This window comes from Delftia sp. WSY_16, from assembly GCF_043104415.1.
Classification (GTDB): Bacteria; Pseudomonadota; Gammaproteobacteria; order Burkholderiales; family Burkholderiaceae_C; genus Comamonas; species Comamonas tsuruhatensis.
Genome location: NZ_JBICKS010000040.1, coordinates 335,122 through 359,950 on the forward strand (window position 1 = coordinate 335,122; position 24,829 = coordinate 359,950).

Consider the following 24,829-nt stretch of genomic DNA (forward strand, 5'->3'; position numbering starts at 1 on the left):
ATGCCTTGGTCCATCCCCTGAACAGGGGATGTTTTGGCGCCGCAACCACGCCTTTGGCGCGGTCCGGATGCAGGTCAATCGCGCAGCAGGTCGTTCAGGCTCGTGGTGGAGCGTGTCTTGGCATCGACCTTCTTGACGATGATGGCGGCGTACATGCTGTAGCGGCCGTTGTCCTTGGGCAGGTTCCCCGACACCACCACCGAGCCGGCGGGCACGCGGCCGTAGCTGGTCTCGCCGGTCGCACGGTCATAGATGGGGGTGGACTGGCCGATGTACACGCCCATGGAGATCACCGAGTTCTCTTCCACGATCACGCCTTCGACGATTTCGGAACGCGCGCCGATGAAGCAGTTGTCCTCGATGATGGTCGGGTTGGCCTGCAGCGGCTCCAGCACGCCGCCCAGGCCCACGCCGCCGGACAGGTGCACGTTCTTGCCGACCTGGGCGCAGGAGCCCACGGTGGCCCAGGTGTCAACCATGGTGCCTTCGTCCACATAGGCGCCGATGTTCACGTAGGAAGGCATCAGGATCGCGCCCTTGGCCACGAAGCTGCCACGGCGGGCCACGGCCGGAGGCACGACGCGCACCCCGGTGGCGGCGATCTCGGCTTCGGTCATGCCGGCGAACTTGGTGGGCACCTTGTCGAAGAAGTTCAGGTCGCCGGACTGCATCAGCACGTTGTCCTTGAGGCGGAAGGACATCAGCACGGCCTTCTTGATCCACTGGTGCACGGTCCACTGGCCCACGCCTTCGCGCGTGGCCACGCGCAGCTGGCCGTTGTTCAGGGCTTCGATCACGTGGTCCACGGCCTCGGTCACTTCCTTGGGCGCGGCAGCGGGGGAGAGGCTGGCACGGTTGTCCCAGGCGGTGTCGATGATGGATTGCAGCTGTTGCGTCATATGGCTTTGGTGATCAAAGGGTTTGTGAGGAAAGGGGTGGCCAGGCGTGGCTCAGCGCTGGCGTGATTCTATGAATTGTGCAATGCGCTGGGCCGCCTCCAGGCATTCGGCGGTCTCGGCCACCAGGGCCATGCGCACGCGCCCGGCGCCGGGGTTGCGGCCATTGGCCTCGCGCGCCAGGTAGCTGCCGGGCAGCACGGTCACGCCGGTGGCGGCATACAGCTCGCGTGCAAAGTCGGCGTCGTCCAGGCCCAGCGATTCGGGAATGCCGGCCCACAGGTAGAAGCTGGCATCGGGCAGGCGCACATCCATCACGCGCGCCAGCACGGGGGTGACCTGGTTGAACTTTTCGCGGTACAGGCGGCGGTTCTCCTCGACATGGGCCTCGTCGGCCCAGGCCGCGATGCTGGCCGTCTGCACCACGGGGCTCATGGCGCCGCCGTGGTAGGTGCGGTACAGCAAAAAGGCCTTGATCAGGGCCGCATCGCCCGCCACGAAACCGCTGCGCAGGCCAGGCACGTTGCTGCGCTTGGACAGGCTGGTGAACATCAGCAGGTTCTTGTAGTCCGTGCGGCCCAGGCGCTGCGCGGCTTCCAGTCCGCCCAGCGGAGGCGTGCCGTCGAAGTAGATCTCGCTATAGCACTCGTCGCTGGCAATCACGAAGCCATGGCGGTCGGACAGCGCAAACAGCTTTTCCCATTCGGCCAGCGGCATCACCGCGCCTGTGGGGTTGCCGGGAGAGCACACGAAGATCAGCTGGGTCTTTTCCCACACGTCGGCGGGAACGCTGTCCCAGTCCACCGCGAAATTGCGCGCAGCATCGCTGGGGGCGTAGTACGGCTGGGCGCCGGCCAGCAGGGTGGCGCCTTCGTAGATTTGATAGAACGGGTTGGGGCAGATCACGCGCGCGCCGTCCTGGCTGGCGTCCACCACGACCTGGGTGAAGGAGAACAGGGCCTCGCGCGAGCCGTTGACCGGCAGCACCTGGGCGGCGGCGTCCAGCGCAATGCCGTAGCGCTGGCGCGCCCACTGGGCGCAGGCTTCGCGCAGCGCGGGCTCGCCGGCGGTGGCCGGGTACTTGGCCAGGCCGCCCAGGTCGGCGCTCAGCGCCTGTTCGATGAAGGACGGCGTGGCATGGCGGGGCTCTCCGATGCCAAGGCTGATGGGGCGCACGCCCGCCGGTGGCTGGACCCCGGCGAACAGTTTGCGAAGACGCTCAAACGGGTAGGGCTGGAGTCGGGAGAGCAGGGGATTCATGGGCTCGCATTATGGATTGATGCGCTTTCGGCATGCCGTTGTCACAGGGGACTGCGGGTCTGCACGCTGGCTTTTTTGCATTCTGTTACCTATTCTGGCATGGTCTCGACTGGGGCCATGCCAACTCGTGTGGCGGGGCCTCGCAAACGGTGAGTTCCAGATACCAATGACAAGAGAGGCAGACAGCTATGCAGGCAGGCGCTGGCATGGAAAAAGATGGAAGCAGGCATCGTAAGCATACATCCGGCCCAGGTGCCGGCTTCCTCGTATGCACGGTGTGGGCATTGGCGGGACCGGCGCTGGCGTTGGTGGCCGATTCGCTGGGCCTGGGGCCCTGGGTTTGGGCAGCCTTGCTGCTGTGGGCCGGGTTGCTGCTGGGCGGCATGCACAGGCTCTGGTCGCGGGTGATCGGCGAGCGCGAATTGCTGCAGCAGGCCATGCAGGGCATCGCCCAGGGAGACCTGAGCCAGCGCGTGGCCGTGGAGGCTGCGGCCTCCCAGGAGTGCGCAGGCGACGTCCAGACGCCCAAGGCCTTGCTGGGCGGCATGGTGACCTCGCTGTCGGGCATGGTGGCCGATGTGCGCAGCAATGCGGCCCTGGTGGCGCAGGCCGGGCAACAACTGGTGAACGAGCACCAGGCACTGTCCGATCGCACCGAACTGCAGGCCACCAACCTGGCCCAGACCGTGGTCAGCGTGGAGCAGCTCAGCAGCGCCGTGCAGCACAACGCCGACGTGGTGGGCGTGGTCCATCACCAGGCCAGCGCCGTGCGCGGCGCCGCCGATGAAGGCGTGGTGGCCATGGGCCGCGCCGTGGAGTCGGTGGAGACCATTGAAAGCAGCGCCGGCCGCATGCGCGAGATCATCGGTGTGATCGACGGCATTGCGTTTCAGACCAACATCCTGGCGCTGAACGCTGCCGTGGAGGCGGCGCGTGCGGGCGAGCAGGGCCGCGGCTTTGCCGTGGTGGCCAGCGAGGTGCGCTCCCTGGCCGGCCGCTCGGCTGAGGCGGCGCGCGAGATCCGCCACCTGATCGGCGATGCGCTGGCCCAGGTGGAGCACAGCACCGAACTGATCCGCACGGCCGGACGTGGCATGGAGCGCGTGACCGAAGGCATTCGGCAGGTGGCCGAGCACATGGGAGAGCTGTCGCAGTCCACCGGCAGCCAGAGCACGGGCCTGGCCGAGATCAGCCGCGCCGTGCACCAGATCGACGAGATCACCCAGCACAACGCGCAGATGGTGGGCCACGCGCTGGACCAGGCACGCGCGCTGCAGCAGCGCGCGCAGATGCTGTCAGGGGCGGTGTCGCGCTTTCGGCTGCAGCAGGGCACGGCGGAGGAGGCCGTGGCCCTGGTCGAGTCGGCCCTGGGCCTGGCGCGGCGCGGAGTGGCCACCGAGGCACTGCTGGCCGCCGTGAACGACCCCGGCCAGCCCTTCCATGACCGCGATATGTACGTTTTCGCCCTGGCCGCCGACGGCAGCTACCGCGCCTTTGGCGGCAACCCTGCGCGTGTGGGCGTGCGCGTGCAGGAGCTGCCAGGCGTGCGGGGTGAGCAGCTGCTGGCCGACATCATTGCCCAGGCCGAGCGCGGCCCAGGCTGGGTGGAGTACGACTTCAGAAACCCGGCCACGCAACAGGTACAGACCAAGATGTCCTTCGTCTGCAAGCATGGCGGGCTGTACTGGGGATGCGGCGTCTACAAGAGTCTGGCGCTGGCGGCATAGCCTTGGCCTGGAAGGCAGACTGCCGCCTGGCGGGCTTCACTGGCACGCGTTCGGCGATGAACCGCCGCCCGCGCGCTGGGCACGAGCGCGGGCCAGGATGGCGGCGATGGTGGCCTGCTTGCTCTCGGCCACGGGAGGTGCGGGGCAGGGTGCGTGAGGGCTGGCGTCGTCGTCGGCTGCCTGCTCTGCCTGCGCACGAGGCGTCGGTGCCCGGCTTGCACTCAAACGCTCGCGCTCCTGTTCACGCTCTCGGCGCAGCACATAGCGCTGGCGCGCATGCTCGGCCTGCTGGGGGCTCCAGGCAGACCAGCCTGTGGCCGGGCCGCTGGCATTGTGCAGTTCGATGCAATCGACCGGACACACGGGAATGCACAGTTCGCATCCCGTGCAGTGGGCTGCGATCACCGTGTGCATGAACTTGTTGGCCCCCAGGATGGCATCCGTGGGGCAGGCCTTGATGCACAGGGTGCAACCGATGCACCAGGCCTCGTCGATCACGGCCACGGTGCGCGGGGCTTCCATGCCGTGCTCGGCGCTCAGCGCAACAACGGGCCGGCCCGTCAATGCGGCCAGCCGCTCCACGCCCGCAGCGCCGCCCGGTGGGCACTGGTTGATGCCAGCCTCGCCCGAGGCCACGGCCTGGGCGTAGCTGGCGCAGTCAGGGTAGCCGCAACGCGTGCACTGCGTCTGCGGCAGCGCGGCGTCTATGCGCGCTGCCAGATCGTCGCGGGCGAGCATGGCGGTGGAGGACATGGCGTGGCGGGCTTGCTCGGTAATCAGCCTGCCTGCACCTTGGCGCCACGCTTGCGTGGCTGCTCGGCGGCCGTCGGTGCGTCATCGCTCAGGCTGCTGGCATGGCCTGCAGCGCTGGCGGCGGTGGCGCTCTCGGGCTGGTGAGTGCTGATGAATTCGCGCACCTGCGGATAGACGATCTCTCGCCAGCGGCGGCCGCTGAAAATCCCGTAGTGTCCCGCGCCCGGCACTTCAAGGTGCCTGCGCTGATCCGCGGCAATGCCCGTGCACAGATCGTGCGCAGCCCGCGTCTGGCCGGAACCGGAGATGTCGTCCAGCTCGCCCTCGATGGTCAGCAGGGCGCTGCCCTTGATGTCCTGCGGGCGCACCAGTTCAACCTTGTCCTCGGGCGAACGCACCTCCCAGGTGCCATGGACCAGCTTGTAGTCCTGGAACACCGTGGCGATGGTCTCGAGGTAGTAGTCGGCATCCATGTCGAGCACGGCGTTGTACTCGTCATAGAACTTGCGGTGGTGCTCGGCGCTGGCGTCGTCACCCTTGATCAGGTCCTTGAAGTAGTCGTAGTGGCTCTTGGCGTGGCGATCCGGGTTCATGGCCACGAAGCCCGAGTACTGCAGGAAGCCGGGGTAGACGCGGCGACCCACGCCCGGATAGCCTTCGGGCACGCGGTAGATCACATTGTTCTCGAACCACTCGAAGCTGCGGTTCTGCGCCAGGTTGTTCACCGAGGTCGGCGAGCGGCGCGCATCGATGGGGCCGCCCATCATGGTCATGGACAGCGGAGGCGTCTCGCCACGGCTGGCCATCAGCGACACGGCCGCCAGCACCGGCACCGTTGGCTGGCAGACGCTGACCACATGGCACTGGCCGTACTTGCCCTGCAGGTAGCGGATGAACTCCTGCACATAGTTCACGTAGTCGTCGAGGTGGAACTCGCCATCGGCCAGCGGCACCAGGCGGGCGTTCTTCCAGTCGGTGATGTAGACCTTGTGGTCGCCCAGCATGCTTTGCACCGTATCGCGCAGCAGCGTGGCGTAGTGGCCCGACAGCGGCGCCACGATCAGCACCACGGGCTGGCTCAGCATGGTCTGCAGTGTCTCGGTGTCGTCGGAGAAGCGCTTGAAGCGGCGCAGCTCGCAAAACGGCTTGTCCACTTCGACCCGCTCGCGGATCGTCACGTCCACGCCGCCGACATCGACGCTGCGCAGGTTGAACTCGGGCTTTTCGTAATCCTTGCCCAGGCGGTAGAACAGGTCGAACCCGGCGGCCATGCGCTGGGACATCGGACCCTGGCTCAGCAGCGAGTGGGGGTTGCTGTAGAGCTTGGCTGCAGCCTGCGCGAAATCGGCAAAGGGCTCGACCATGGCGCGCTGGATTTCGTAGAGCTGATAGAGCATGGATACAAGGGGTTGTTTGGATTTGTTGCAGTGCAATATATCAGCAGCACGCTAAGAAAATTGGTAGTAAAACCCCTCTAATGCTGTCGCTTAAGTGATAGCTTGACTGATGGTTGTAAGCTGGCGGCCGCCCAGCCCCCGGCATTCCTGCAATGCAGTGCGGCGCGCTAGGCGGCAAGCGCCGCTTCGGCCGGTTTGGTGCGCGCAAGCCGCATCACCTCTGAAGGCGGCAATTGCTTGAACTGGTGGTTGCTCCACACCTGGCGCCAGCGCCGCGCACCTGCCAGCCCGTTGCGCAACCCCAACATATGGCGGGCTATCGAATACCAGTGCGTGCCGTGCGTGCGCGCCTCTCGCTCCATGTAGGCCACCATCTGCTCCTCGATGGACTCGCGCGTGTGCTCCACGCCAGCATCGCCGTAGTACAGCGCATCCCACGAGGCCAGCCACCAGGGGTTGTGATAGGCCTCACGCCCCACCATCACGCCATCGACCTGCTGCAGCAGCTCCTGCACGGTGGCGTCGGACTTGATGCCGCCATTGATGGCAATGGTCAGCTGCGGAAAATCCTGCTTGAGCCGGGCCACGATCTCGTAGCGCAGCGGCGGGATCTCGCGGTTTTCCTTGGGAGACAAGCCTTTGAGCCAGGCATTGCGTGCGTGAACGATGAACACGCGGCATCCCGCATCGGCCACCGTGCCCACGAAGTCACGCACGAATCCGTAGCTCTCGTCCTTGTCGATGCCGATGCGGTGCTTCACCGTGACAGGCACGTCCACCACATCCACCATGGCCTTCACGCAATCGGCCACCAGCGGCGCCTCGTTCATCAGGCAGGCGCCAAATGCACCGCGCTGCACCCGCTCGCTGGGGCAGCCGCAGTTCAGATTGATCTCGTCATATCCCCACTGCGCTCCCAACCGCGCAGCCTGCGCCAGATCCGACGGCTCGCTGCCGCCGAGCTGCAACGCCACCGGATGCTCCTCGGCCTCGAACCGCAGATGCCGTGGCACATCACCGTGCAGCAGTGCGCCCGTGGTCACCATCTCGGTATACAGCAGGGTATGGCGGCTCAGCAGTCGGTGCAGGTAGCGGCAGTGCTTGTCAGTCCAGTCCATCATGGGCGCAACGGACATGCGCCACATGCTGGCAGGTGCTTGGTTTTCTACGTTTGTCATTGATCTGATTGGGTTTTTTGCTCTGGCGTCGTTGTCTGGTTCTTCGCCATCCAACCCCGTTTTTGCTGATTTTCTCGCTGGCTTTGCCACATCCTTCACCTGTCGCAAAACAGATGGGACCATCACTTCACGCAAGCGCACGGATGGCTTGCTTGCCCGCTTGCCTGCACCGCACAGACCCGGCTGATGGAGAACGGCACGTTTGTCCACCGCGAAAGCCAGGCCTACCGTCGGAAAGTGCTGGCCAATGGGTGGCTGCGCAGGCGCGAGCACGAGATGGACCGGGAGCACGCTTCTGGCCAAGCGCCAGGCCGTGCGCAAGAAAATTTCAGTGGGGGAGCCACTGCGGGATTATGTCAGTGCGGTCAAAAACGTGACTGAGTGGGGCCGTTGCAAAAAGGCCGGCATCGCGCGACTGCAGGCCTCTGGTCGGGCCGACCTCCAGGCCGCCAAGCTCACGGTGCAGGATCTGATGGGCCACACCAAGAAGCGGCGCACGGAAGACGAGGCCGGCCCGCCGCCGTGCTCAATGACATGGTGTGGCTGCGCCAGGTCTTCCTGCATGCTTCGGCCGCGCGCGGCATTGATGCGCCGCTGCAGGTGCTGGACCGCGCCAGGCTCAAGCTGCTGCGCACGCGGGTGCCCGCCTACGCGGCCGGGCTTCAAGCGTGGCCGACAAGACTGCCTTGAATCCAAGTGAGAGCTCTCCCTGGAGCAAATTTCATCCATTGCGCGAAACTGGGGTAATGGTAGCTAGATGTAAGTGAGTGGCGAGAAGCGGATAAATTTGATCTTCATTCATTTGGTGTTGGTAAAGAATTTCTATCTGCACATTGCTTTTCGATGGCATATTGGCGAGGCCATGCATCGAATAAGACAAATGGAGGCACGCCAAATGAATGTTAGAGAGAGGCAAGAATCATTCGCGCCGCAATCGCGGTTGCAAGCATTGATGGTTGATTGCGAGGTGGAAGATTTTTCAGGGTTGGGCCTGTTGCTCGGTCAGGCTGGATATGATACGCGAATGGCGGCAAGTGCGCCGGAAGCGTTGGCTGAGTTTGCTGGTGGACGAATTGATTTGTTGATATGCAATACGCGTGTAATTGACAAGGATGGTGGGCAGTGGCTGGAAAATCTCGTTGGGCAGTCCCCTGATCTGTTCGTGATTTTCTTTCGGAATGCAGTCCCGTGGCAATTACGAAAGGCCTTGGTCGGTTGCTGGGCTTGCACCGCCATATAGTCAAACCTTGGAATAGTGAGCAATTTTTGGCTGTCATTGAGCAACTGAATGATCAAAAAATTACACGCTATGAGAATATTCGGCTAGAGCAAAAAAATAGAGCGCTGACGAAGGAGTTGGCAGAACTAAATGCAGCTGTTGAGCTGACTGCCCATGAGCATGACGACGAATTGTTGGAGGCGCATAGGAAACTTAAAAAAAGCTTCGTCGCATCGATCCGAATGTTTTCAAATCTGCTTGAGTGGCGAGGGGGGATACTTGCCGGACATTCAAGACGCGTTGCGGATCTAACCCGCCGAACCGCAAGTATTATGCAGCTAAGTGAAGCAGAGCAGCAGAATGCTTTTGTCGCTGCGCTCATTCATGATATCGCTCATATTACTCTTCCCGATGGGATGTTAAGCAAGCCCGTCCCAAGTTTAAGTCATGAGGAACTGGATAAGTATAGAAACCATAGCAGTTTGGGAGAGCAACTGCTTCTGTCGATAGATGATGCGCATCTTGTCGCTACTCTCGTCAGGTCTCACCATGAGCGATTCGATGGAGCAGGTTACCCTGATGGCCTAAAGGGGAAGGATATTCCAATAGGTGCTCGCATAATTGCGGTTGCTGATTTTTACGATGACCTGATGGTGGGGCATTTGAGCAGTAAGCCGCTAACTTGCGCAGAGGCAAGAACGCTCATTTCGCATAGTAGAGGAGCACAATTTGATCCAGAGGTTGTGGATGCTTTCTTGCAAATTGTGATTCAGGCGACCCCTGCTCCCGACCCGGCTCCAATTAATGTTCCCTGTTCAGAATTGAGGCCAGGGATGATTTTGGCTCAAGACTTCGTATCGAGGGAAGGCTTGGTCTTGCTTACAGCAGGTCGAGTTCTGACGCCAGAGTTGATACGCAGAATGCAATTGCGTGTTGATCTTGGTCGAAAGTTTCCAATTCGTGCTGTAGCGACGGCTGTTTGATTGGATTGAGTAATTATTTTGGTCTGGACTTGGTCCAGTTTTTTATAGCCTTCGCTCTCTGGTTGTTTTTGAGAATTTGAGTAGAATTTCTCCATTGGTTGTAATTGCTTGTTTTTCTGATATGTCAGCTATAAGTGAAGGCGGTACTTCTGTTGAATACAGCTTGTTTTTGCTTATTCTATATAAAATCCTCGTTTTTCCGACTATGAATTCATCTCCTTCGATTATTCCTATATACCGGCCATTTTTTGTATAGGCTTTCCACCATCCGCCTTCGATCATTTTATGCCTCGCTGTGCTGTGATTTATTATTGGCGCCACCATGCCAATTCTTGAGCATGAAATGTTATTATGAAAGCCGCTCGATATTTCAATTGATGCAAAATTTGACAAAGTAATTGATTTTGATAATTTATTATCAAAATCACGCTTGGCAAGAGTAATATCTGGATATACGTGGAAACACGGATGGTCACTTGGCATAAATCTCGACGTCGTGCCTACCAAGGCTGCCACCTTCGGCAGGATGAGCAAGGAACACATGCAGGCGCCGCAGTGGGAGCGCATCAAGCGGGATTGCTGGAGCCGGTCCTCGCTGCGCGTCCGTAGGACTCTCGCCACCGGAATCTTGCCCAGGGACCGACAGCCTGCAGCCTGTTGCTGGCACACCATGACAGCTCTGAAGCAACAGGAGCAATGAATGGCGATTTCAGAAAAGATCCAGGACCTGCGCAAGTGGGATGACTCTCGCAAGGGATTCACGGGAGAGCATTGGCTTGTGCTCGGTGCCGGCCTCTTGGCGCTGCGCCATGCCCGGCGCGCGGAAAGTGGCATGGGCCGCCTTGTGAGTGGTGCGCTGGGCACGGCACTGATAGCGCGCGCAGCCACGGGCCGCGACGGTGTATTGGGAACGGCAGGACGATTGGCTGCAAAGCCCACGCTGGCCGAGCGCCTGCTGATCGCCGCGCGCCGCCTGTAGACGCCCGGACAAAGGAAAGGCCCGCAGTTGCGGGCCTTGCTTTTTCAAGTCAGGCCTGCATCAGCGCTGGCGGCGCATGCGGCGCAGGCCGAATATTGCCAGCAGGGCAGACATCAGGATGGCGCCCCATTCGCTGAGCGTGGGAACGGCTGCTGCGCCGCCTGCTGGGGCTGCTGCCAGCACGGGCACGAGCGGATCGGCGATCACGCCCACGGCAGGGTTGGTGTCACCAGGGCCGTTGTCCGTGATGGTGTAGGTCACCGTGGTGCGCGCGCTGTCCACGATCACGTTCAGCGCGGTCGCAGGGTCAAACCAGCCGCCGACACCATCGGGCTTGCGGAACTGCACGCCTTCGGGGAGAGCGCTGGGATAGGTGAGAGTCATCGTCACAGATCCGGTGCAGTTTTCGGCGCTGAAAGCGAATTGTCCGCTGGGCGCTTGCAGGTTCGGTGGGGTGGAGGTCACAGGTCCGAAGCCGCCGCCAGGTTGCAGCGTGCAAGTGGTGCCGCCGCCGGACATCGTGGCAGACGGTATGCCGGTCATGCCAGGCACGCTGCCGGGCGCGCTCACCAGTTGCAGTTTGCGTGGCGTGGCTTGTGTGCTTGCAGAGGCTGCACCGGTTGTCCCGTTGGAGGCTGCGACCGTGAAGTTATAGGTGAAGCCATTGCTCAGGCCAGCCACGACGATGGGGGATGTCGTTCCTTGCTGAGTGATCACGCCAGGCGCACCGGGCACGGCCACGGGGGTCGCGATCACGGTATAGCCTGTGATGGGCGCGCCGCCATTGGAAGCAGGTGCAGTGAAGGTTACCGTAGCCTGCCCGTCGTCTGCAGCGATGTTGCCGATGGTGGGGGCTCCGGGTGCCGCTGCATTCACCATGAAGGTTTGAGACACCTGTGATGCAGGCAGGTAGCTTGCGCTACCACTTTGGTTCGCATCAACGGTGCAAGAGCCTGTGTTCACAAAAGTCAGCGTGCCGCCCGTGGTGACCGTGCACACCGCAGTTGTGTTTGCGCTGAAGGCCACCGGCAGGCTGGAGCTGGCCGTCGCGGTCAGTGTTGGCGTTGTGCCGAAAGTTTGGTCGCCGGGGTTTGGGAACGTGATGTTCTGGTTTTGCTGTCCATTCACCAGTACGCCGGTCGTGGCGCCTACGTTCGCCAAATTCAGCACAACGTTGGCGCCACCGCTCGTCATCGTGCTCCCGTTGAGATCGATAGCGGTTCCTAACGACACTCCATTTGCGTCAACATCACCTGGCTGCACGGTATATATGAAGGTCAGGGCGGAGCTGTTGCTGCCACCGACGAAGTTCGCTTGCCGCAGAGTTGAACCAATCGTCAAAGGAATTGAGGGCGTGCCGCCAGCTGTGACGGTCACGGGAGCGCTGTAGGTCACAGTGAACTGCAGGTTCTGTCCAGCACTATAGGTTCCGTCGGGGGGGACGCTTACTGATTGCACTGAGGCGGCAGGAGCTACAAGCGTGTAGCTCAGCGTGGTTTCGCAGGCTTTGGAGTCTGTGATGGTCACCGAATATTGACCGGGAGCCAGTCCTGTCGCGGTTGCCGCTGCGCCACCGGAGGGGGTCCATGAGTAAGCGTAGCCAGGAGTCCCCCCTGTCGCGACAACTGTTGCGCTACCGTTGTTGCCTCCAACGGGATTGATCTGCGACTGTGTGCCTGACAATGTTTCAGGCTGTCCAACGGTCGTAGAAGCTGTTCCTTGCAGGCCGTTATTGTCAGTAACCGTAACTGTATAGGTGCCTGCTGTGAGCCCTGTTGCGGTAGCGTTTGTGCCTCCAGAGGGGCTCCATGAGTAACTGAAGGGCGCAACACCGTTCTGGGTGATTTGGGCAGTGGCCGTGCCGTTGTTTGCCCCGTTACAAGAGGCATCGGTGTGGGACACGGACAAGGTCAGCTGTGCGCTTGCAGAGCCGGTGTAGGTGACAAGAGCAAAGATGCCGCCTAGCACCCATGTGCGGAAAACCCCAGAAGACATGTTGTTCCCTTACTTTGGAGATCGGCGCAATCTCTCTAGCTCTGTTTGCTGAACTTTTGTTTGATGACCAAACGCGCTGCAAATTGTATGAATTTGTGTATATTGTGTCTATCACTGAAACTTGGTAGTTACTCCGGCTAGGCGGCCTGGCCCTGCGGTGGTCGTCCCAAGCCTGCCAGCTTCGAGGGATGAGCACGGAATACAGGCAGTTTCCGCAGTGGGAACGCATCAAGCTGGACTACAGGGCCGGCATCAAGGGCCTGAGGCAGATCGCAGCAGAGCAGAACATCAGCCAGGGGGCGATCCGCAAGCGCGCTGAGAGTGATGACTGGAGCTGGATGCTGTCGGGACGCATCCAGGACAAGGCCGAGCAGTCGGTACGCAAGGAGGCGGTACGCAGCGAGGTCTGCGCGGAACGCAGGGCGTCCGAGCGGCCCACGGCCCTTGTGCGCTCACTGCGACTGCCAAGAAATACGGCAGGACTGAGAGCCATTATTCGAACTCTTCGGTGCCCGAGGAATGATCGTTTCTGAATGGCAGGCTTCGCTTGAGAATAGATCCGCAGGTGGTGATGACTGGACAAAGCGTCAACTTCCGGAGGGTGCTCTGAGGCTATATTCCGTCTGCGGGAAGCTGCGTTCGTAACTTGAACGCATGCGCCTGGTAGGGCGTTTCATGCGTGCGCCTGAAGCTGTGTCAAGGCTTGCGATAAATATTCAGAGGAAATTGGCAATGGGTATCGCTTTTCGTCAGACTGAAATCAACATCAAGATTGCCAAGAAGCAAGGCAAGGAGATTTCCAAGCTTCTGCAGGACAAGGGATGGATTGCCGAGGATATGCCGTTGGATGCCGCAATGGCAGCTATTGGCTGGCATGGAAAATATCAAAAAACTCTGCTGATAATTGATGAGATTGATGTTGATAAAATAACCAAACAGGTATCCGAACAGTTCGAGGCTCTGGCTTCTTTTGTGCGAGATGGAAGCTTCGTCCGCTTTGAGTCAGAGGAGAGCAGTAAAGACTACGCTCTATGTGTTTTCGAAGGGGGCAAGGCTCATGGCTATGGATGGTTGGGAACCCATGAAAAGACCGCAGTGGTTGCCGCCATCGGAACTGTGCCCAGCGGCCCATGGAATGAGTATATTCATGACGAATCGCCTTCCCGAGAGAAGCTGACGGATCACCGCTATTGGGCAGTGGTGGCTTGGGAAATGGCAGAAAATATTCAGTTCATTGCCCGGAGTTCCACGAGCTTCAGTGCCAAAGACAAGGATCAATCTTACTGGATCATCCGGGCTTGTGAGGAGGCAAAAACCTCCCTGATAGGGAAACGCCCTCTCCTTGTTCAGGATATCCAGATGTATGAGAAAGGTGTGAGCCAGGTTCCGCAGCGCATTACGAGCGATGTACATGAAATGAAGCTGCGCTGGCTAAAAGTGCCGCGCAAGAAGTTGGCAGCGCTGGATTTTGACATCAATGCTGATGAGCTACAGGAGCTTCTCCGTTATCGTGATACTTTTGCGCCTGGGAAAGAGTTTTTGGTTGATGGGCAGGAGGGTGTATATCAACCTGAAGTACTTGAATTCCTAGAATACCTGCGTCGAGCATCTTGGTTTCAGCAGCTTTGCAAGCTGGCGAAGGATGGCGAGAAACGTATGGAGATCATTACGGAATTTCACGGGCTGATGTCTGATGTAATGGAGTCTGCCGATATGAAGGAGCTTTTGTTTAATCTGCATTGGAGCGCTTCCGCTGAGAAGGGAAGCGCTGCCCTCGTTCCTGGCGTGAGCAGTGAAGAGATTTCTTCGTATATGGCTGGCGAAATCTACAACGCAATGCAGAGAATCAGCCAACTGGCCGCGACAAAGTAAGGTTGCTGAGAGGCTTCTCTTGTAGGCGAAAGCACTCTGCTATCAACCGACCATGTAAAGCCTCAGTTAGCGGGCATCAGCACGTCGTGCCGAGCCCGACAGCCTCGGCGTCGGGGGCACTTTTCTTGACACGTTGCATGCGTTCAAAAGAAAGAGGGCCCTGGTTCCCCGGGGTCAAGCCATGGCTGCTGGCGGCAGGAGTCCTGCGTGATTTACCCGCCCACGCGCTTGCCCAGCGACAGTATTTCGCTCGCATGGACGATGGCCTGGGCAATCTCCTCCACCGAGCTGCGCCGGCTCATGGCCTGGGCGCGGATCATGTCGTAGGCCTGGTCTTCGTTGATCTGGTGGGTTTGCATGAGGATGGCCTTGGCTTCGGCCACGCGGCGCTGGCCCAGCAGCTTGGCCTGGAGCTTGGCGATGCGCTGCTGCTGCTGGCGTGATTCCTTGTGGTTTCTGCGCGCCAGCACCAGGGTGGACAGCAGGCCGAAGGAGCGGATGGGCGAGGGCAGGATGGCTTGCACCTGCAGCTCCAGCACGGCGGAGACGATGGTGGGGTTCTCGTAGTTGACCACGGCGATGGCGGTGGGCGGGCTCTCTCCCTCGCCCTGGGTCCAGGCGTAGTTCAACTGCAGGTGATCGGGGCGCACGGCCAGGAAGACCACGTCCGTGCCCTCGGGCAGGCTGGGCTGGGGCGGCCAGATGGCCTGGACCTGGCAGCCTATGCGCTGCAGTTGCTGGGCCAGCAGTCGGCCGTCCGCGTCGTCGGGGTGGACGATGGCAATGCGCAGCTGGCGCAGTTCCTTCAGTTGGGGCGAGGTGGCACGCAGCAGCGGTTTTCTTTCCAGCAGCGGCCGGCCTGTGGCAGCGCTGCCTGCGTCCTTGTTCGGGGCGGCATCCACGCTCAGTTCTCCAGGGCACCGAGGCTGGCGGTCCAGTCGCCCAGGGAGTGGGTGACCAGGTAGGGGTCGGGCGAGACGGCCCGGGTGGCCTGGCGCACGATGGTGAAGCCGCCCTGTGCATTGGCGCGGCCCACGCGCGGGTGCAGCCAGGTGTGGTGGTTGTCGGGGTCCAGCCGGATGCGGCCCTGGGGCGCGTCGAATTCGCTGCCCAGCAGATGGGGCAGCAGCTCGCCTATGCGGTCACTGCCGGCCTGGCGGAAGGCGTTGGCGAACAGGTGCATCTGAAAGTAGGCGGCCTCCCAGCACAGGTTGGGCCGGCAGTCGTCGCCCAGGCGCTGGCGCAGCCGGGCCAGGCAGCGCGCATTGGCCGGTGAATCGATGGACTGGAAGTAGGGCGCGGCCGTGAAGTGGCCGGCCGCCACGTCGGCACCCATCTGGGCGATCTCGGCCTCGGAGGTGGTGAGGCTGGCAATCGGCATGGTCTGCGGGTTGAAACCCGCATCGGCATAGGCGCGGTAGAGGCTGGCCGTGGAGTCGCCGACCACGGTGGAGAAGATGAAGTCCGGCTGCCTTGCGCGGATGTCCTGCATGATGGCCGCGTAGTCGCGCTCGGTGGCGTCCAGCGGCAGGTAGTGTTCGCCCAGCTTGTCGCTGCCCGGGTGCTGCATGACCAGCTCGCCCATGATGCGGTTGGACTCGTAGGGATAGATGTAGTCCGAGCCGATGAGGTAGACCCGCGCGCCGAAGCTGCTGGTCATGTAGTCGGCCAGTTGCACGCTGTTCTGGTTGGGCGCGGCGCCCGTGTAGATGACATTGCCCGAGAACTCGAAGCCTTCGTAGAGCGTCGGATAGAACAGCAGCCGGTTCCACTTCTCGACGATGGGGATGACGGCCTTGCGGCTGCTGGACATGTAGCAGCCGAAGATGACGTTGATGCCGTCGCGCACGATGAGCTGCTCGGCCAGGGCCGCATAGCGGGCCGGCGTGGAGGCCGGGTCGTAGCGCACGGCGACCAGTTCACGCCCCAGCAGGCCGCCCGACTCGTTGATTTCGTCGATGGCCAGCTGCGCGCCCTGCAGCTGGGACTGGCCGATGGTCGATGTGGTGCCGGTGGCCGAGTAAAGAATGCCGACTCTGACGGGGTCGTTCATGGGTTCCTTGTATGCCAGGTGCTGGCGTGCGTTCTTTGCAGGCTTCAGGTTAATCGAGATTTCCGTGGCGCTTGCCGTGGTCAGCGGCCGGCTGCGAGCCTTGCGCCCATCTGGGACAGCCGCCTTGGCAGATGCCGCGCGTCGTCGGCAATGCCGTAGTTGCGCCCGCCAAAGATGTGGCGCACATAGCCGTCGGCCTGGCTGTCCACGGCCAGGCAACTGATGCGTATGCCTGCGGCGCGGGCCTGCTGCACGGCATGGCGCGCGTCTTCGATCAGGTAGCGGTCGTCATGCACGTCGATGTCGGCGGGTGCTCCATCGGTGATCACCAGCAGATGGCGCTGGCCGGCAGGCTCGGCCGCCAGCAGGCTGCTGGCGTGGCGCAGGGCGGCGCCCAGGCGGGTGGAATGGCGCCCCTGCAGTGCCTGCAACCGGGTGGCCGCTGCTGCGGCAAAGGGTTGGCCGAAGTCCAGCAGGCGCAGGTAGCGGACTTCGGCGCGCGTGTTGGACGAGAAGGCGTGGATGGCCAGGCGGTCCACGCCGGTCCTGCGGCCTGCGCGCGACTCGGCCAGCATGAGGGCCGCCTGTTTCTCCAGCTCCAGCAGGCTGGCGCCGTGGAGGCCGGGCGTGTTGACCGATTCGGAAGCGTCCATCAGCACGAGCACGCTGGTGGGGCGCGGGCCTTTGCCGGCCCGCATGAAAAGGCGAGGTTCCGGTCGCAGGTTCAGGCGGCGGTCCACCTGGACCTCGATGGCGGCATTGAAGTCCAGGTCGTCGCCCTCCCACTGGCGGCGCAGGCGCTGGCGCCGGTCCAGCTGGCGTGCGGGCGGCAGCGGCAGGGGCGGCAGTGTCTGTCTACCGGCCTGGGAGCCTTTGCCGGCCAGAGCCTCGGCCTGCCATGCGGGCAGGGTGTCGATGACGGTGCACCAGTCCGTCTTCAGGCGCTCCGACCTGCGGTCCCATTCGGGATAGCTGTGGCGCGACAGTTCCAGGCCTGGGTCCAGGTCCAGCGACTGGCCTTCCTGGGCATCGGACTGCTGTCCTGCGCCGGCCGATGGAGGCGGAGCCGTGCGCGCAGCGTTCTGCTGCAGCGCGAGTGTGTCTTCCTCGCCCTGGGGCGACTCCGGATGCTGCCAGAGATAGCTGTTGTCATCACGGTAGGTACTGGGCACGGCATGGTGCTGCGGGTCCATGCGCACGCGCATCTGGCCCAGGTCGTTGGCCAGGATGGAGGCAATGGCCCGGAATGCGGCGTAGTCCTCCAGGCCATGGCGCGTGGCGGTGTCCTCGAACAGGTCACGGGCCTTGTGGATCCAGTGGTTGCCGTCCATACGGCCTGGCCACAGCAGCATGCGGTCCAGCCGGGCCATGAAGGCGGCAAAGCCCAGGTCGGATGGGTCGGGCTCGGGCGCGATGCAGGCCTCGAACCAGTGGCGCACGCCGGGGTGCTGCAGGCACAGCAGCCGCTCCACGCGCGCATCTTCCAGTGCGCCCACCACGGCCTGGCCCATGGGCTTGAGGGCGCTGCTGTCTTGGCGGGCGGGTGAAAAGCGCAGATGGGCTGCGGCATGGGCCATCGTCGCTGCGTGCAGGTGTGCCTGAATGGGCAAGTTGGCGGGAATCAGCAGCCGGGCAGGCTGGCTGATCAGCACGGCGCGCGGCGGCAGGGCGTGGGCCTGGCCCGGCGCCGGCGCCCTGGCCAGCGCCTGCACGGCGACAGGCTGGCGCGCGAGGCCGCTGGCCAGCAGGCCCAGCGTGTGCAGCAGACGGGACTCTTCGGGCAAGACAGCGGAGACGATGGCCATGGCGCGCGGCCCTCAGGCGCCGAACTCGGCTTCGACCAGCTGGCGCAGCGCGGCGGCGGTGTCGGGGTCGTCGGTCAGGGCGCTGGTGATGGTCATGTCGCAGCTGTCATGCACCGGCATGCCGTCGCGCATCAGCAGGCCTGCGTAGATCAGCATGCGGGTGGAGGCGCCTTCGTCCAGGCCCCGGTGGCGCAGTTCGCGCGTGCTGCGTGCCAGGCTGACCAGGCTGCGAGCGGTGGCCGGGGCAATGCCGGTCTCGTGGGCCACGATGTCCGCCTCGATCTCGGGCGCCGGGTAGTCGAAGTCCAGGGCCGCGAAGCGCTGGCGGGTCGATGGCTTCATGTCCTTGGCGCTGCTCTGGTAGCCGGGGTTGTAGGAGACCACCAGCTGGAAGTCGGGATGGGCATGCACCACCTCGCCCTTCTTGTCCAGCGGCAGGGCACGGCGCGCATCGGTCAGCGGGTGAATGACGACAGTGGTGTCCTGGCGGGCCTCCACCACCTCGTCCAGGTAGCAGATGCCGCCGTGGCGCACGGCCAGGGTCAGCGGGCCGTCGTGCCAGGCCGTGCCGTCGGCATCCAGCAGGTAGCGGCCCACCAGGTCGGAGGCCGTCATGTCCTCGTTGCAGGCCAGCGTGACCAGGGGGCGCTTGAGCGCCCAGGCCATGTACTCCACAAAGCGCGTCTTGCCGCAGCCCGTGGGGCCCTTGAGGATGAGCGGCATGCGGTGCTGGTAGGCCTGGCGGTACAGCTGCACCTCGCGGCCCGAGGGGCGGTAGAAGGGCTCTTCCTCGATGCGGTAGGCCGCCAGCGGGTCGGCGGCCTGGTTGGCAGGAGCGTGCAGCGGGCCTGTGGTTGTTGTCGTGCTCATCTTCACTCTTCACCTTTCCGTGTTCATATGCGGGCCTGCCCCCAGGCCTGCAGGCTCGGAGGCAGGACGCTGTCAGCGGTGTTTGGGCGCCTCGTGCGGAATGCCTTCGATGGGGCATTCGGGCGTGCCTACGGTGGTGCGCGTGAAGGACTCCACCATCTCGCGCGTGCCCTCGGGATCGTTGACCCACTGGCTGTAGAAGTTGTAGGGGCAGGCGGCCACGCCCTTGTCCCCGTCGCCGGAGTTGATGGTACCGGTGTAGCCCCGGTGCACCAGCTTGAACAGGTGGTTCTGAGACTGGCCGTTCTTGCGCGCATCGCGGATCAGGTGCTTGGACAACTCGGCGTACTGGATGCCCATTTCCTCCTCGCCGGTCTCGCCCAGGGTGCGGCCGTCGAAGCCGATGATGGCCGAGTGCCCGAAGTACGAGTACACGCCGTCGAATCCCGCCGCATTGGCCACGGCCACGTAGCAGTTGTTCATGAAGGCCATGGCCTTGGAGACCATGATCTGCTGCTCCTTGGCCGGGTACATGTAGCCCTGGCAGCGCACGACGAGCTCGGCGCCGCGCATGGCGCAGTCGCGCCAGATCTCGGGGTAGTTGCCGTCGTCGCAGATGATGAGGCTGATCTTCAGGCCCTTGGGGCCTTCGCTCACATAGGTGCAGTCGCCCGGGTACCAGCCCTCGATGGGCACCCAGGGCATGATCTTGCGGTACTTCTGCACGATCTCGCCCTGGTTGTTCATGAGGATCAGGGTGTTGTAGGGCGCCTTGTTGGGGTGCTCCTCATGGCGCTCGCCGGTCAGCGAGAACACGCCCCAGACATTGGCCCTGCGGCAGGCGTCGGCAAAGATTTCGGTCTCTTCGCCCGGGATGGCGCTGGCCGTGTCGTACATCTCCTTGGCGTCGTACATGATGCCGTGCGTGGAGTACTCGGGAAAGATCACCAGGTCCATGCCCGGCAGGCCGCGCTTCATGCCTACCAGCATGTCCGCGATCTTGCGGCAGTTGTCCAGCACCTCGGCCTTGGTGTGCAGGCGCGGCATCTTGTAGTTGACCACTGCCACGCCGACGCAATCGTTGCTGCTGGAAATATCTCCGTGTCTCATGCTGCTGCTCCTGAAGGGGTTGAGGGGGCGGCGTGCGGCATCGCTGCCCCTTCGATTCCCGGCCAACAAAAAAAGGCCCGAACCGCTCCAGGTCAGGGAGCGGTTCGGGCCTTGTTGCCCGACATCGGCGCTGGCAGCTTTGGCAGCGGATGTCGTCTTGTCGGTGATGCGGGAATGAACCGGGGCGATGCCTTATCGCCGTGCATGCATTGTTGCCATGCACCCGCCCCGCGCATATACGTCATATGCCGGTTGTGGCGGGCGCGATGCCGTGGTATTTCCCGCGCGCGCTCTGCGCCCTGGTCCCTCAGAAGGACCCGAACATGGTGCCGAGCGTGATCACCAGCACCAGGGCCAGCAGGGGCGCGCCTATGGTCATGATGGCGATGTTGCCGTACGACTGGCGGTGCGTGAGGCCGCAGATGGACAGCAGCGTGATGATGGCGCCGCTGTGCGGCAGGGTGTCGAAGCAGCCGGCCGCCATCACGGCCACGCGGTGCAGCAGCTCGGGGCTGATGCCCAGCTGGGCGGCCATGGCCAGGTAGTCCTTGCCCAGCGTGGACAGCGCAATCGACAGGCCGCCGGACGACGACCCCGTGATGCCTGCCAGCACGTTCATGGCCACGGCCTCGGAGATCAGCGGGTTGTGGGGCGCCACGTTGAGCACGGCCTCGCGGATGATGGCAAAGCCGGCCAGGCTCGCGATGACGGCGCCGTAGCCCACTTCCGAGGCGGTGTTGAAGATGGGCAGCATGGAGCCCAGCACGCCCTTGTTCACCGACTCCTTGAGATTGCGCCAGCGGCCCAGGCCCAGCAGCACCAGTGCGGCGCAGGCCACGGCCAGGGACAGGATCAGCGCCCACAGGCCCGTCTGCTTGGCCGGGTTCACGGCAGGAAAACGGTCCTTGAGGAAGCCGAAATCCATTTGCGGGAACACGCCGTAGGTCAGCAGCGCGTTGACCGCGATCACCAGCACCAGCGGCAGCAGGGCCAGCAGCAGCGGCAGGTCCCGGCGGCTGTGCAGGGCGGGGTCGCTTTCGTCATGCAGGCCCTGTTCGACAGCGTCGTCATGATCGCCGTAGCCTTCGCCCGCCACGCGTGCCTTGGCCGCGCGCGACTGCAGCCACCACAGGCCCAGGGCCAGCATGGTCATGCCGCCGATGATGCCCAGGCCCGGCGCCGCGAACACGTTCGTGCCGTAGTAGGGAATGGGAATGGCGTTCTGGATGGACGGCGTGCCCGGCAGCGCCGTCATGGTGAAGGTGAACGAGCCCAGCGCGATGGTGGGCGGTATCAGCCGCTTGGGCACATGGGCCGCGCGGAACAGCGACTTGGCAATCGGATAGATGGCAAAGGCCACCACGAACAGCGACACGCCGCCATAGGTGAGCACGGCGCAGGCCAGCACCACGGTGAGGATGGCGTGCTTCTCGCCCAGCACGCGCATGATCCAGTGCGATATCGCGGTGGCCGCGCCCGAGTCCGCCATCAACTGGCCGAACAGCGCGCCCAGCAGGAACACGGGGAAGAACTGCAGCATGTAGTTGCCCAGTGCGCCCATGAAGGTGCTGGTGTACAGCGGCAGCATATGGCCTAGGTCGCCGGACAGCAGCACGGCCACGGCAGCCATCAGGGGGGCCAGCAGCAGCACGGAGATGCCTCGGTAGGCCAGGAACATCAGTCCCGCCAGTGAAATCACGATTGCCAGGGTACTCAAATCGTCTCCAGTCCAGTAGTTCTAGTCAAAAAGACAGAATAAAGGTGGATGGATGACAATTTGGCGTAATTGGCGTGCTTTGTAGATGACTTGGCGCAATATGTCGCCACGTTTACCCGTGTTCCCGGGCATTGGCGTGCGATTGCTGCCCCAGACGCCGGTGCTGGCCGGGGGCGTTTCCGACCCGGCCTGTGTGTGCCGTGAACAGCGCTTGATCAGCGCCTGATCACGGGGTTTTCGCCGGGGGTGTTTGCCCGCCGCTTCGCGCACGATGAATCGTTGTGGATGTATCGGCTCTGGGTGTGGCCCGGTGCTCTGCCATGCTTGCGTGTCCGTCACGCCACAGCATTTTTTGCATGGCAGAAAACGCAGGGGCTCCAAGCCGTTTCCCTGTGAAAACAGGGCCTGAATGCCGCTGTAAAACCCTAAGTCTTCTACAAGACTTAAAAAATCCGGCAGGTTCCGCTTAGAATTTTGTATTGTGGGATCGCATTGCAGAAAACGCCGGGGCAGCATGCTGGCGCGACGGGGCATTGCGTGACGGTCCTACAGCGTCAGGCTGCACCGGCCCGTTTCCCCTAGGGGATGCCCGGTTCGACGGCCTGCGGCGCGACCCCTACCTTTTTCACTACCTGAGACAAGAGATGAGCACGCAGCAACCCACCATCATCTACACCCTGACCGATGAGGCCCCGCGCCTGGCCACCAGTGCCTTCCTGCCTGTGGTGCGCGCCTTTGCAGCACCCGCCGGCGTGAATGTCGAGACCGCCGACATCTCCGTGGCCCACCGCATCCTGGGTGAGTTCTCCGAATTCCTGGCCGAAGACCAGCGCGTGGCCCACACCCTGTCCGAGCTCGGCAAGAAGACGCTGGAGCCCGATGTCAACATCATCAAGCTGCCCAACATCAGCGCCTCCGTGGCTCAGCTGACGGCTGCCATCAAGGAGCTGCAGGGCAAGGGCTACGCACTCCCCGACTACCCCGAGAACCCGTCCAACGACCAGGAAAAGGACATCAAGGCGCGCTACGGCAAGTGCCTGGGCTCGGCCGTGAACCCCGTGCTGCGTGAAGGCAACTCCGACCGCCGCGCTCCCGCCGCCGTCAAGAACTACGCCAAGAAGCACCCGCACTCCATGGGCGAGTGGAAGCAGTGGTCGCAAACCCATGTCTCGCACATGGAGCACGGCGACTTCTACCACGGCGAAAAGTCCATGACCCTGGACAAGGCCCGCGACGTCAAGATGGAGCTGACCACCAAGAGCGGCAAGACCGTGGTGCTCAAGCCCAAGGTCGCGCTGCAGGCCGGCGAGATCATCGACTCCATGTTCATGAGCAAGAAGGCGCTGTGCGACTTCTACGAAAAGGAACTGGACGACTGCCGCGACGCCGGCATCCTGTTCTCGCTGCACGTCAAGGCCACGATGATGAAGGTCTCGCACCCCATCGTGTTCGGCCACTGCGTGAAGATCTACTACAAGGAAGCCTTCGAGAAGCACGGCAAGCTGTTCGACGAGCTGGGCGTCAACGTCAACAACGGCATGTCCACGCTGTACGAGAAGATCGAGACGCTGCCCGCCTCGCTGCGCGAAGAGATCATCCGTGACCTGCACGCCTGCCAGGAACACCGTCCCGCGCTGGCCATGGTGGACTCCGCCAAGGGCATCACCAACTTCCACTCGCCCAACGACGTGATCGTCGATGCGTCCATGCCCGCCATGATCCGCCAGGGCGGCAAGATGTGGGGCGCCGACGGCAAGCCCTACGACTGCAAGGCCGTGATGCCCGAGTCCACCTTTGCCCGCATCTACCAGGAGATGATCAACTTCTGCAAGTGGCACGGCAACTTCGACCCCAAGACCATGGGCACCGTGCCCAACGTGGGTCTGATGGCGCAAAAGGCCGAAGAGTACGGCTCGCACGACAAGACCTTCGAGATCGAGGAAGACGGCGTTGCCAACATCGTCGACCTGGCCACCGGTGAAGTGCTGATGAGCCAGAACGTGGAGCAGGGCGACATCTGGCGCATGTGCCAGGTCAAGGATGCGCCCATCCGCGACTGGGTCAAGCTGGCCGTCACGCGTGCACGCAACTCCGGCATGCCTGCCGTGTTCTGGCTGGACCCCTACCGTCCGCACGAGGCCGAGCTGATCAAGAAGGTCAACACCTACCTCAAGGACTACGACACCACGGGCCTGGAAATCCACATCCTGTCTCAGGTCCGCGCCATGCGCTACACGCTGGAGCGCGTGGCCCGCGGCCTGGACACCATCTCGGTGACCGGCAACATCCTGCGCGACTACCTGACCGACCTGTTCCCCATCATGGAACTGGGCACCTCCGCCAAGATGCTGTCCATCGTGCCGCTGATGGCCGGTGGCGGCATGTACGAAACCGGTGCCGGCGGCTCCGCTCCCAAGCACGTGCAGCAGCTGGTGGAAGAAAACCACCTGCGCTGGGATTCGCTGGGCGAGTTCCTGGCACTGGCCGTGTCGCTGGAAGACCTGGGCATCAAGAACGGCAACGACAGCGCAAAGCTGCTGGCCAAGACCCTGGACGAAGCCACCGGCAGGCTGCTGGACGAGGACAAGTCGCCTTCGCGCCGCACCGGCGAGCTGGACAACCGCGGCAGCCAGTTCTACATCGCCCTGTACTGGGCGCAGGCCCTGGCTGCCCAGACCGAGAACGCCGAGCTGGCCGCCAAGTTCGCTCCCCTGGCCAAGCAGCTGACGGACAACGAGTCCAAGATCATCGAAGAGCTGCGCGCCGTGCAGGGCAAGGCCGTGGACATTGGCGGCTACTACCAGCCCGACGTGGCCAAGATGGACGCCGTGATGCGCCCCAGCGCCACCTTCAACGCCGCCATCGACGCGCTGCGGTAAGCCACTTCGCCTTTGCCGGGGCCAGACCCCGGCAGGCTTGAAGCATGACCGGCCGGCCCGCAAGGGCGGCCGGTTTTTTCATGCCGACATCGGCAGAAAACCGCAGGCGAAAAAAAAACCGGCCCAGAGAGCCGGC

Annotated in this window: 22 protein-coding genes and 1 pseudogene; 9 read left to right on the forward strand and 14 right to left on the reverse strand. The window is 62.9% G+C overall.

Features of this window, described 5'->3' with window-relative positions:
* Positions 1-74: 74 nt before the first annotated feature.
* Both dapD and dapC read right to left on the reverse strand, forming a co-directional pair.
* Positions 75-899: a 2,3,4,5-tetrahydropyridine-2,6-dicarboxylate N-succinyltransferase gene (gene dapD / locus ACF8O7_RS21190; RefSeq protein ID WP_392444182.1), complete on the reverse strand. Its 825-nt coding sequence runs from the start codon at positions 897-899 to the stop codon at positions 75-77.
* A gap of 51 nt (positions 900-950) precedes the next feature.
* Positions 951-2,156, reverse strand: a complete 1,206-nt coding sequence (dapC, locus tag ACF8O7_RS21195; protein WP_016453485.1) for a succinyldiaminopimelate transaminase — start codon at positions 2,154-2,156, stop codon at positions 951-953.
* Between the two features lie 188 nt (positions 2,157-2,344).
* On the opposite strand from dapC, the gene ACF8O7_RS21200 reads away from it, so the two are divergent.
* Positions 2,345-3,883: a methyl-accepting chemotaxis protein gene (locus ACF8O7_RS21200; protein WP_016453484.1), complete on the forward strand. Its 1,539-nt coding sequence runs from the start codon at positions 2,345-2,347 to the stop codon at positions 3,881-3,883.
* Between the two features lie 36 nt (positions 3,884-3,919).
* Here the strand turns inward: ACF8O7_RS21200 and rsxB are convergent, their stop codons facing one another.
* From rsxB to dusA, 3 genes are all read right to left on the reverse strand, one after another.
* Entirely contained in the window at positions 3,920-4,636 is a 717-nt protein-coding gene (gene rsxB, locus ACF8O7_RS21205) for an electron transport complex subunit RsxB (protein WP_392444184.1), read from the reverse strand.
* 23 nt (positions 4,637-4,659) lie between these two features.
* Positions 4,660-6,033 carry a polyhydroxyalkanoate depolymerase gene (locus ACF8O7_RS21210; protein WP_016445947.1) on the reverse strand — a complete coding sequence of 458 codons (1,374 nt, stop codon included), beginning with the start codon at positions 6,031-6,033 and terminating at the stop codon, positions 4,660-4,662.
* A gap of 167 nt (positions 6,034-6,200) precedes the next feature.
* Entirely contained in the window at positions 6,201-7,178 is a 978-nt protein-coding gene (dusA, locus tag ACF8O7_RS21215) for a tRNA dihydrouridine(20/20a) synthase DusA (RefSeq protein ID WP_034363914.1), read from the reverse strand.
* On the opposite strand from dusA, the gene ACF8O7_RS21220 reads away from it, so the two are divergent.
* The 4 genes from ACF8O7_RS21220 to ACF8O7_RS21235 all read left to right on the forward strand — a co-directional run bounded on the left by ACF8O7_RS21220 (position 7,168) and on the right by ACF8O7_RS21235 (position 9,413).
* A complete protein-coding gene (locus ACF8O7_RS21220; protein ID WP_392444187.1) occupies positions 7,168-7,398 on the forward strand; it encodes a hypothetical protein in 231 nt (76 codons plus the stop codon). The two genes, dusA and ACF8O7_RS21220, sit on opposite strands and share 11 nt — an antisense overlap.
* A 335-nt stretch (positions 7,399-7,733) precedes the next feature.
* Positions 7,734-7,901: a hypothetical protein gene (locus ACF8O7_RS21225; protein WP_156493777.1), complete on the forward strand. Its 168-nt coding sequence runs from the start codon at positions 7,734-7,736 to the stop codon at positions 7,899-7,901.
* A gap of 97 nt (positions 7,902-7,998) precedes the next feature.
* Entirely contained in the window at positions 7,999-8,451 is a 453-nt protein-coding gene (locus ACF8O7_RS21230) for a hypothetical protein (RefSeq protein ID WP_392444188.1), read from the forward strand.
* Positions 8,400-9,413 (forward strand): HD-GYP domain-containing protein, encoded by a 1,014-nt coding sequence (locus ACF8O7_RS21235; protein ID WP_392444189.1) that lies wholly within the window; start codon positions 8,400-8,402, stop codon positions 9,411-9,413. The genes ACF8O7_RS21230 and ACF8O7_RS21235 overlap by 52 nt, the downstream gene beginning before the upstream one ends.
* A gap of 42 nt (positions 9,414-9,455) precedes the next feature.
* Here ACF8O7_RS21235 and ACF8O7_RS21240 read toward each other — a convergent pair whose 3' ends face one another.
* A complete protein-coding gene (locus ACF8O7_RS21240; RefSeq protein WP_191625554.1) occupies positions 9,456-9,947 on the reverse strand; it encodes a hypothetical protein in 492 nt (163 codons plus the stop codon).
* A 166-nt stretch (positions 9,948-10,113) separates the two neighbouring features.
* On the opposite strand from ACF8O7_RS21240, the gene ACF8O7_RS21245 reads away from it, so the two are divergent.
* Complete coding sequence (locus ACF8O7_RS21245) at positions 10,114-10,392, forward strand: hypothetical protein (RefSeq protein ID WP_016445950.1); 279 nt, start codon at positions 10,114-10,116, stop codon at positions 10,390-10,392.
* Positions 10,393-10,452: 60 nt separating this feature from the next.
* Here ACF8O7_RS21245 and ACF8O7_RS21250 read toward each other — a convergent pair whose 3' ends face one another.
* Positions 10,453-11,919, reverse strand: coding sequence for an IPTL-CTERM sorting domain-containing protein (locus tag ACF8O7_RS21250; protein ID WP_392444505.1), 1,467 nt, complete (start codon positions 11,917-11,919; stop codon positions 10,453-10,455).
* A gap of 57 nt (positions 11,920-11,976) precedes the next feature.
* Positions 11,977-12,387, reverse strand: a pseudogene (locus ACF8O7_RS21255) (hypothetical protein); the annotation flags it as partial.
* Positions 12,388-12,575: 188 nt separating this feature from the next.
* On the opposite strand from ACF8O7_RS21255, the gene ACF8O7_RS21260 reads away from it, so the two are divergent.
* Positions 12,576-12,920, forward strand: coding sequence for a hypothetical protein (locus ACF8O7_RS21260; RefSeq protein ID WP_392444192.1), 345 nt, complete (start codon positions 12,576-12,578; stop codon positions 12,918-12,920).
* Positions 12,921-13,119: 199 nt separating this feature from the next.
* Positions 13,120-14,259: a hypothetical protein gene (locus tag ACF8O7_RS21265; protein WP_392444194.1), complete on the forward strand. Its 1,140-nt coding sequence runs from the start codon at positions 13,120-13,122 to the stop codon at positions 14,257-14,259.
* A gap of 212 nt (positions 14,260-14,471) precedes the next feature.
* Here ACF8O7_RS21265 and ACF8O7_RS21270 read toward each other — a convergent pair whose 3' ends face one another.
* The 6 genes from ACF8O7_RS21270 to ACF8O7_RS21295 form a co-directional block, all read right to left on the reverse strand.
* The gene (locus ACF8O7_RS21270) at positions 14,472-15,161 is read right to left on the reverse strand and encodes an ANTAR domain-containing response regulator (RefSeq protein ID WP_392444196.1); all 690 of its coding nucleotides are present in this window, start codon (positions 15,159-15,161) and stop codon (positions 14,472-14,474) included.
* A 2-nt stretch (positions 15,162-15,163) separates the two neighbouring features.
* Positions 15,164-16,312, reverse strand: coding sequence for a transporter substrate-binding domain-containing protein (locus tag ACF8O7_RS21275; protein ID WP_392444197.1), 1,149 nt, complete (start codon positions 16,310-16,312; stop codon positions 15,164-15,166).
* A gap of 80 nt (positions 16,313-16,392) precedes the next feature.
* Complete coding sequence (locus tag ACF8O7_RS21280) at positions 16,393-18,117, reverse strand: nitric oxide reductase activation protein NorD (protein WP_392444199.1); 1,725 nt, start codon at positions 18,115-18,117, stop codon at positions 16,393-16,395.
* Positions 18,118-18,129: 12 nt separating this feature from the next.
* Entirely contained in the window at positions 18,130-18,987 is an 858-nt protein-coding gene (locus ACF8O7_RS21285; RefSeq protein WP_016454627.1) for a CbbQ/NirQ/NorQ/GpvN family protein, read from the reverse strand.
* Positions 18,988-19,059: 72 nt separating this feature from the next.
* On the reverse strand, positions 19,060-20,097 hold the full coding sequence (locus tag ACF8O7_RS21290; protein WP_012205469.1) for an aliphatic amidase: 1,038 nt from the start codon (positions 20,095-20,097) through the stop codon (positions 19,060-19,062).
* Between the two features lie 307 nt (positions 20,098-20,404).
* The gene (locus ACF8O7_RS21295; RefSeq protein WP_016454628.1) at positions 20,405-21,814 is read right to left on the reverse strand and encodes a GntP family permease; all 1,410 of its coding nucleotides are present in this window, start codon (positions 21,812-21,814) and stop codon (positions 20,405-20,407) included.
* Between the two features lie 644 nt (positions 21,815-22,458).
* Here ACF8O7_RS21295 and ACF8O7_RS21300 point away from each other — a divergent pair.
* On the forward strand, positions 22,459-24,693 hold the full coding sequence (locus tag ACF8O7_RS21300; protein WP_392444201.1) for an NADP-dependent isocitrate dehydrogenase: 2,235 nt from the start codon (positions 22,459-22,461) through the stop codon (positions 24,691-24,693).
* Positions 24,694-24,829: the final 136 nt, after the last annotated feature.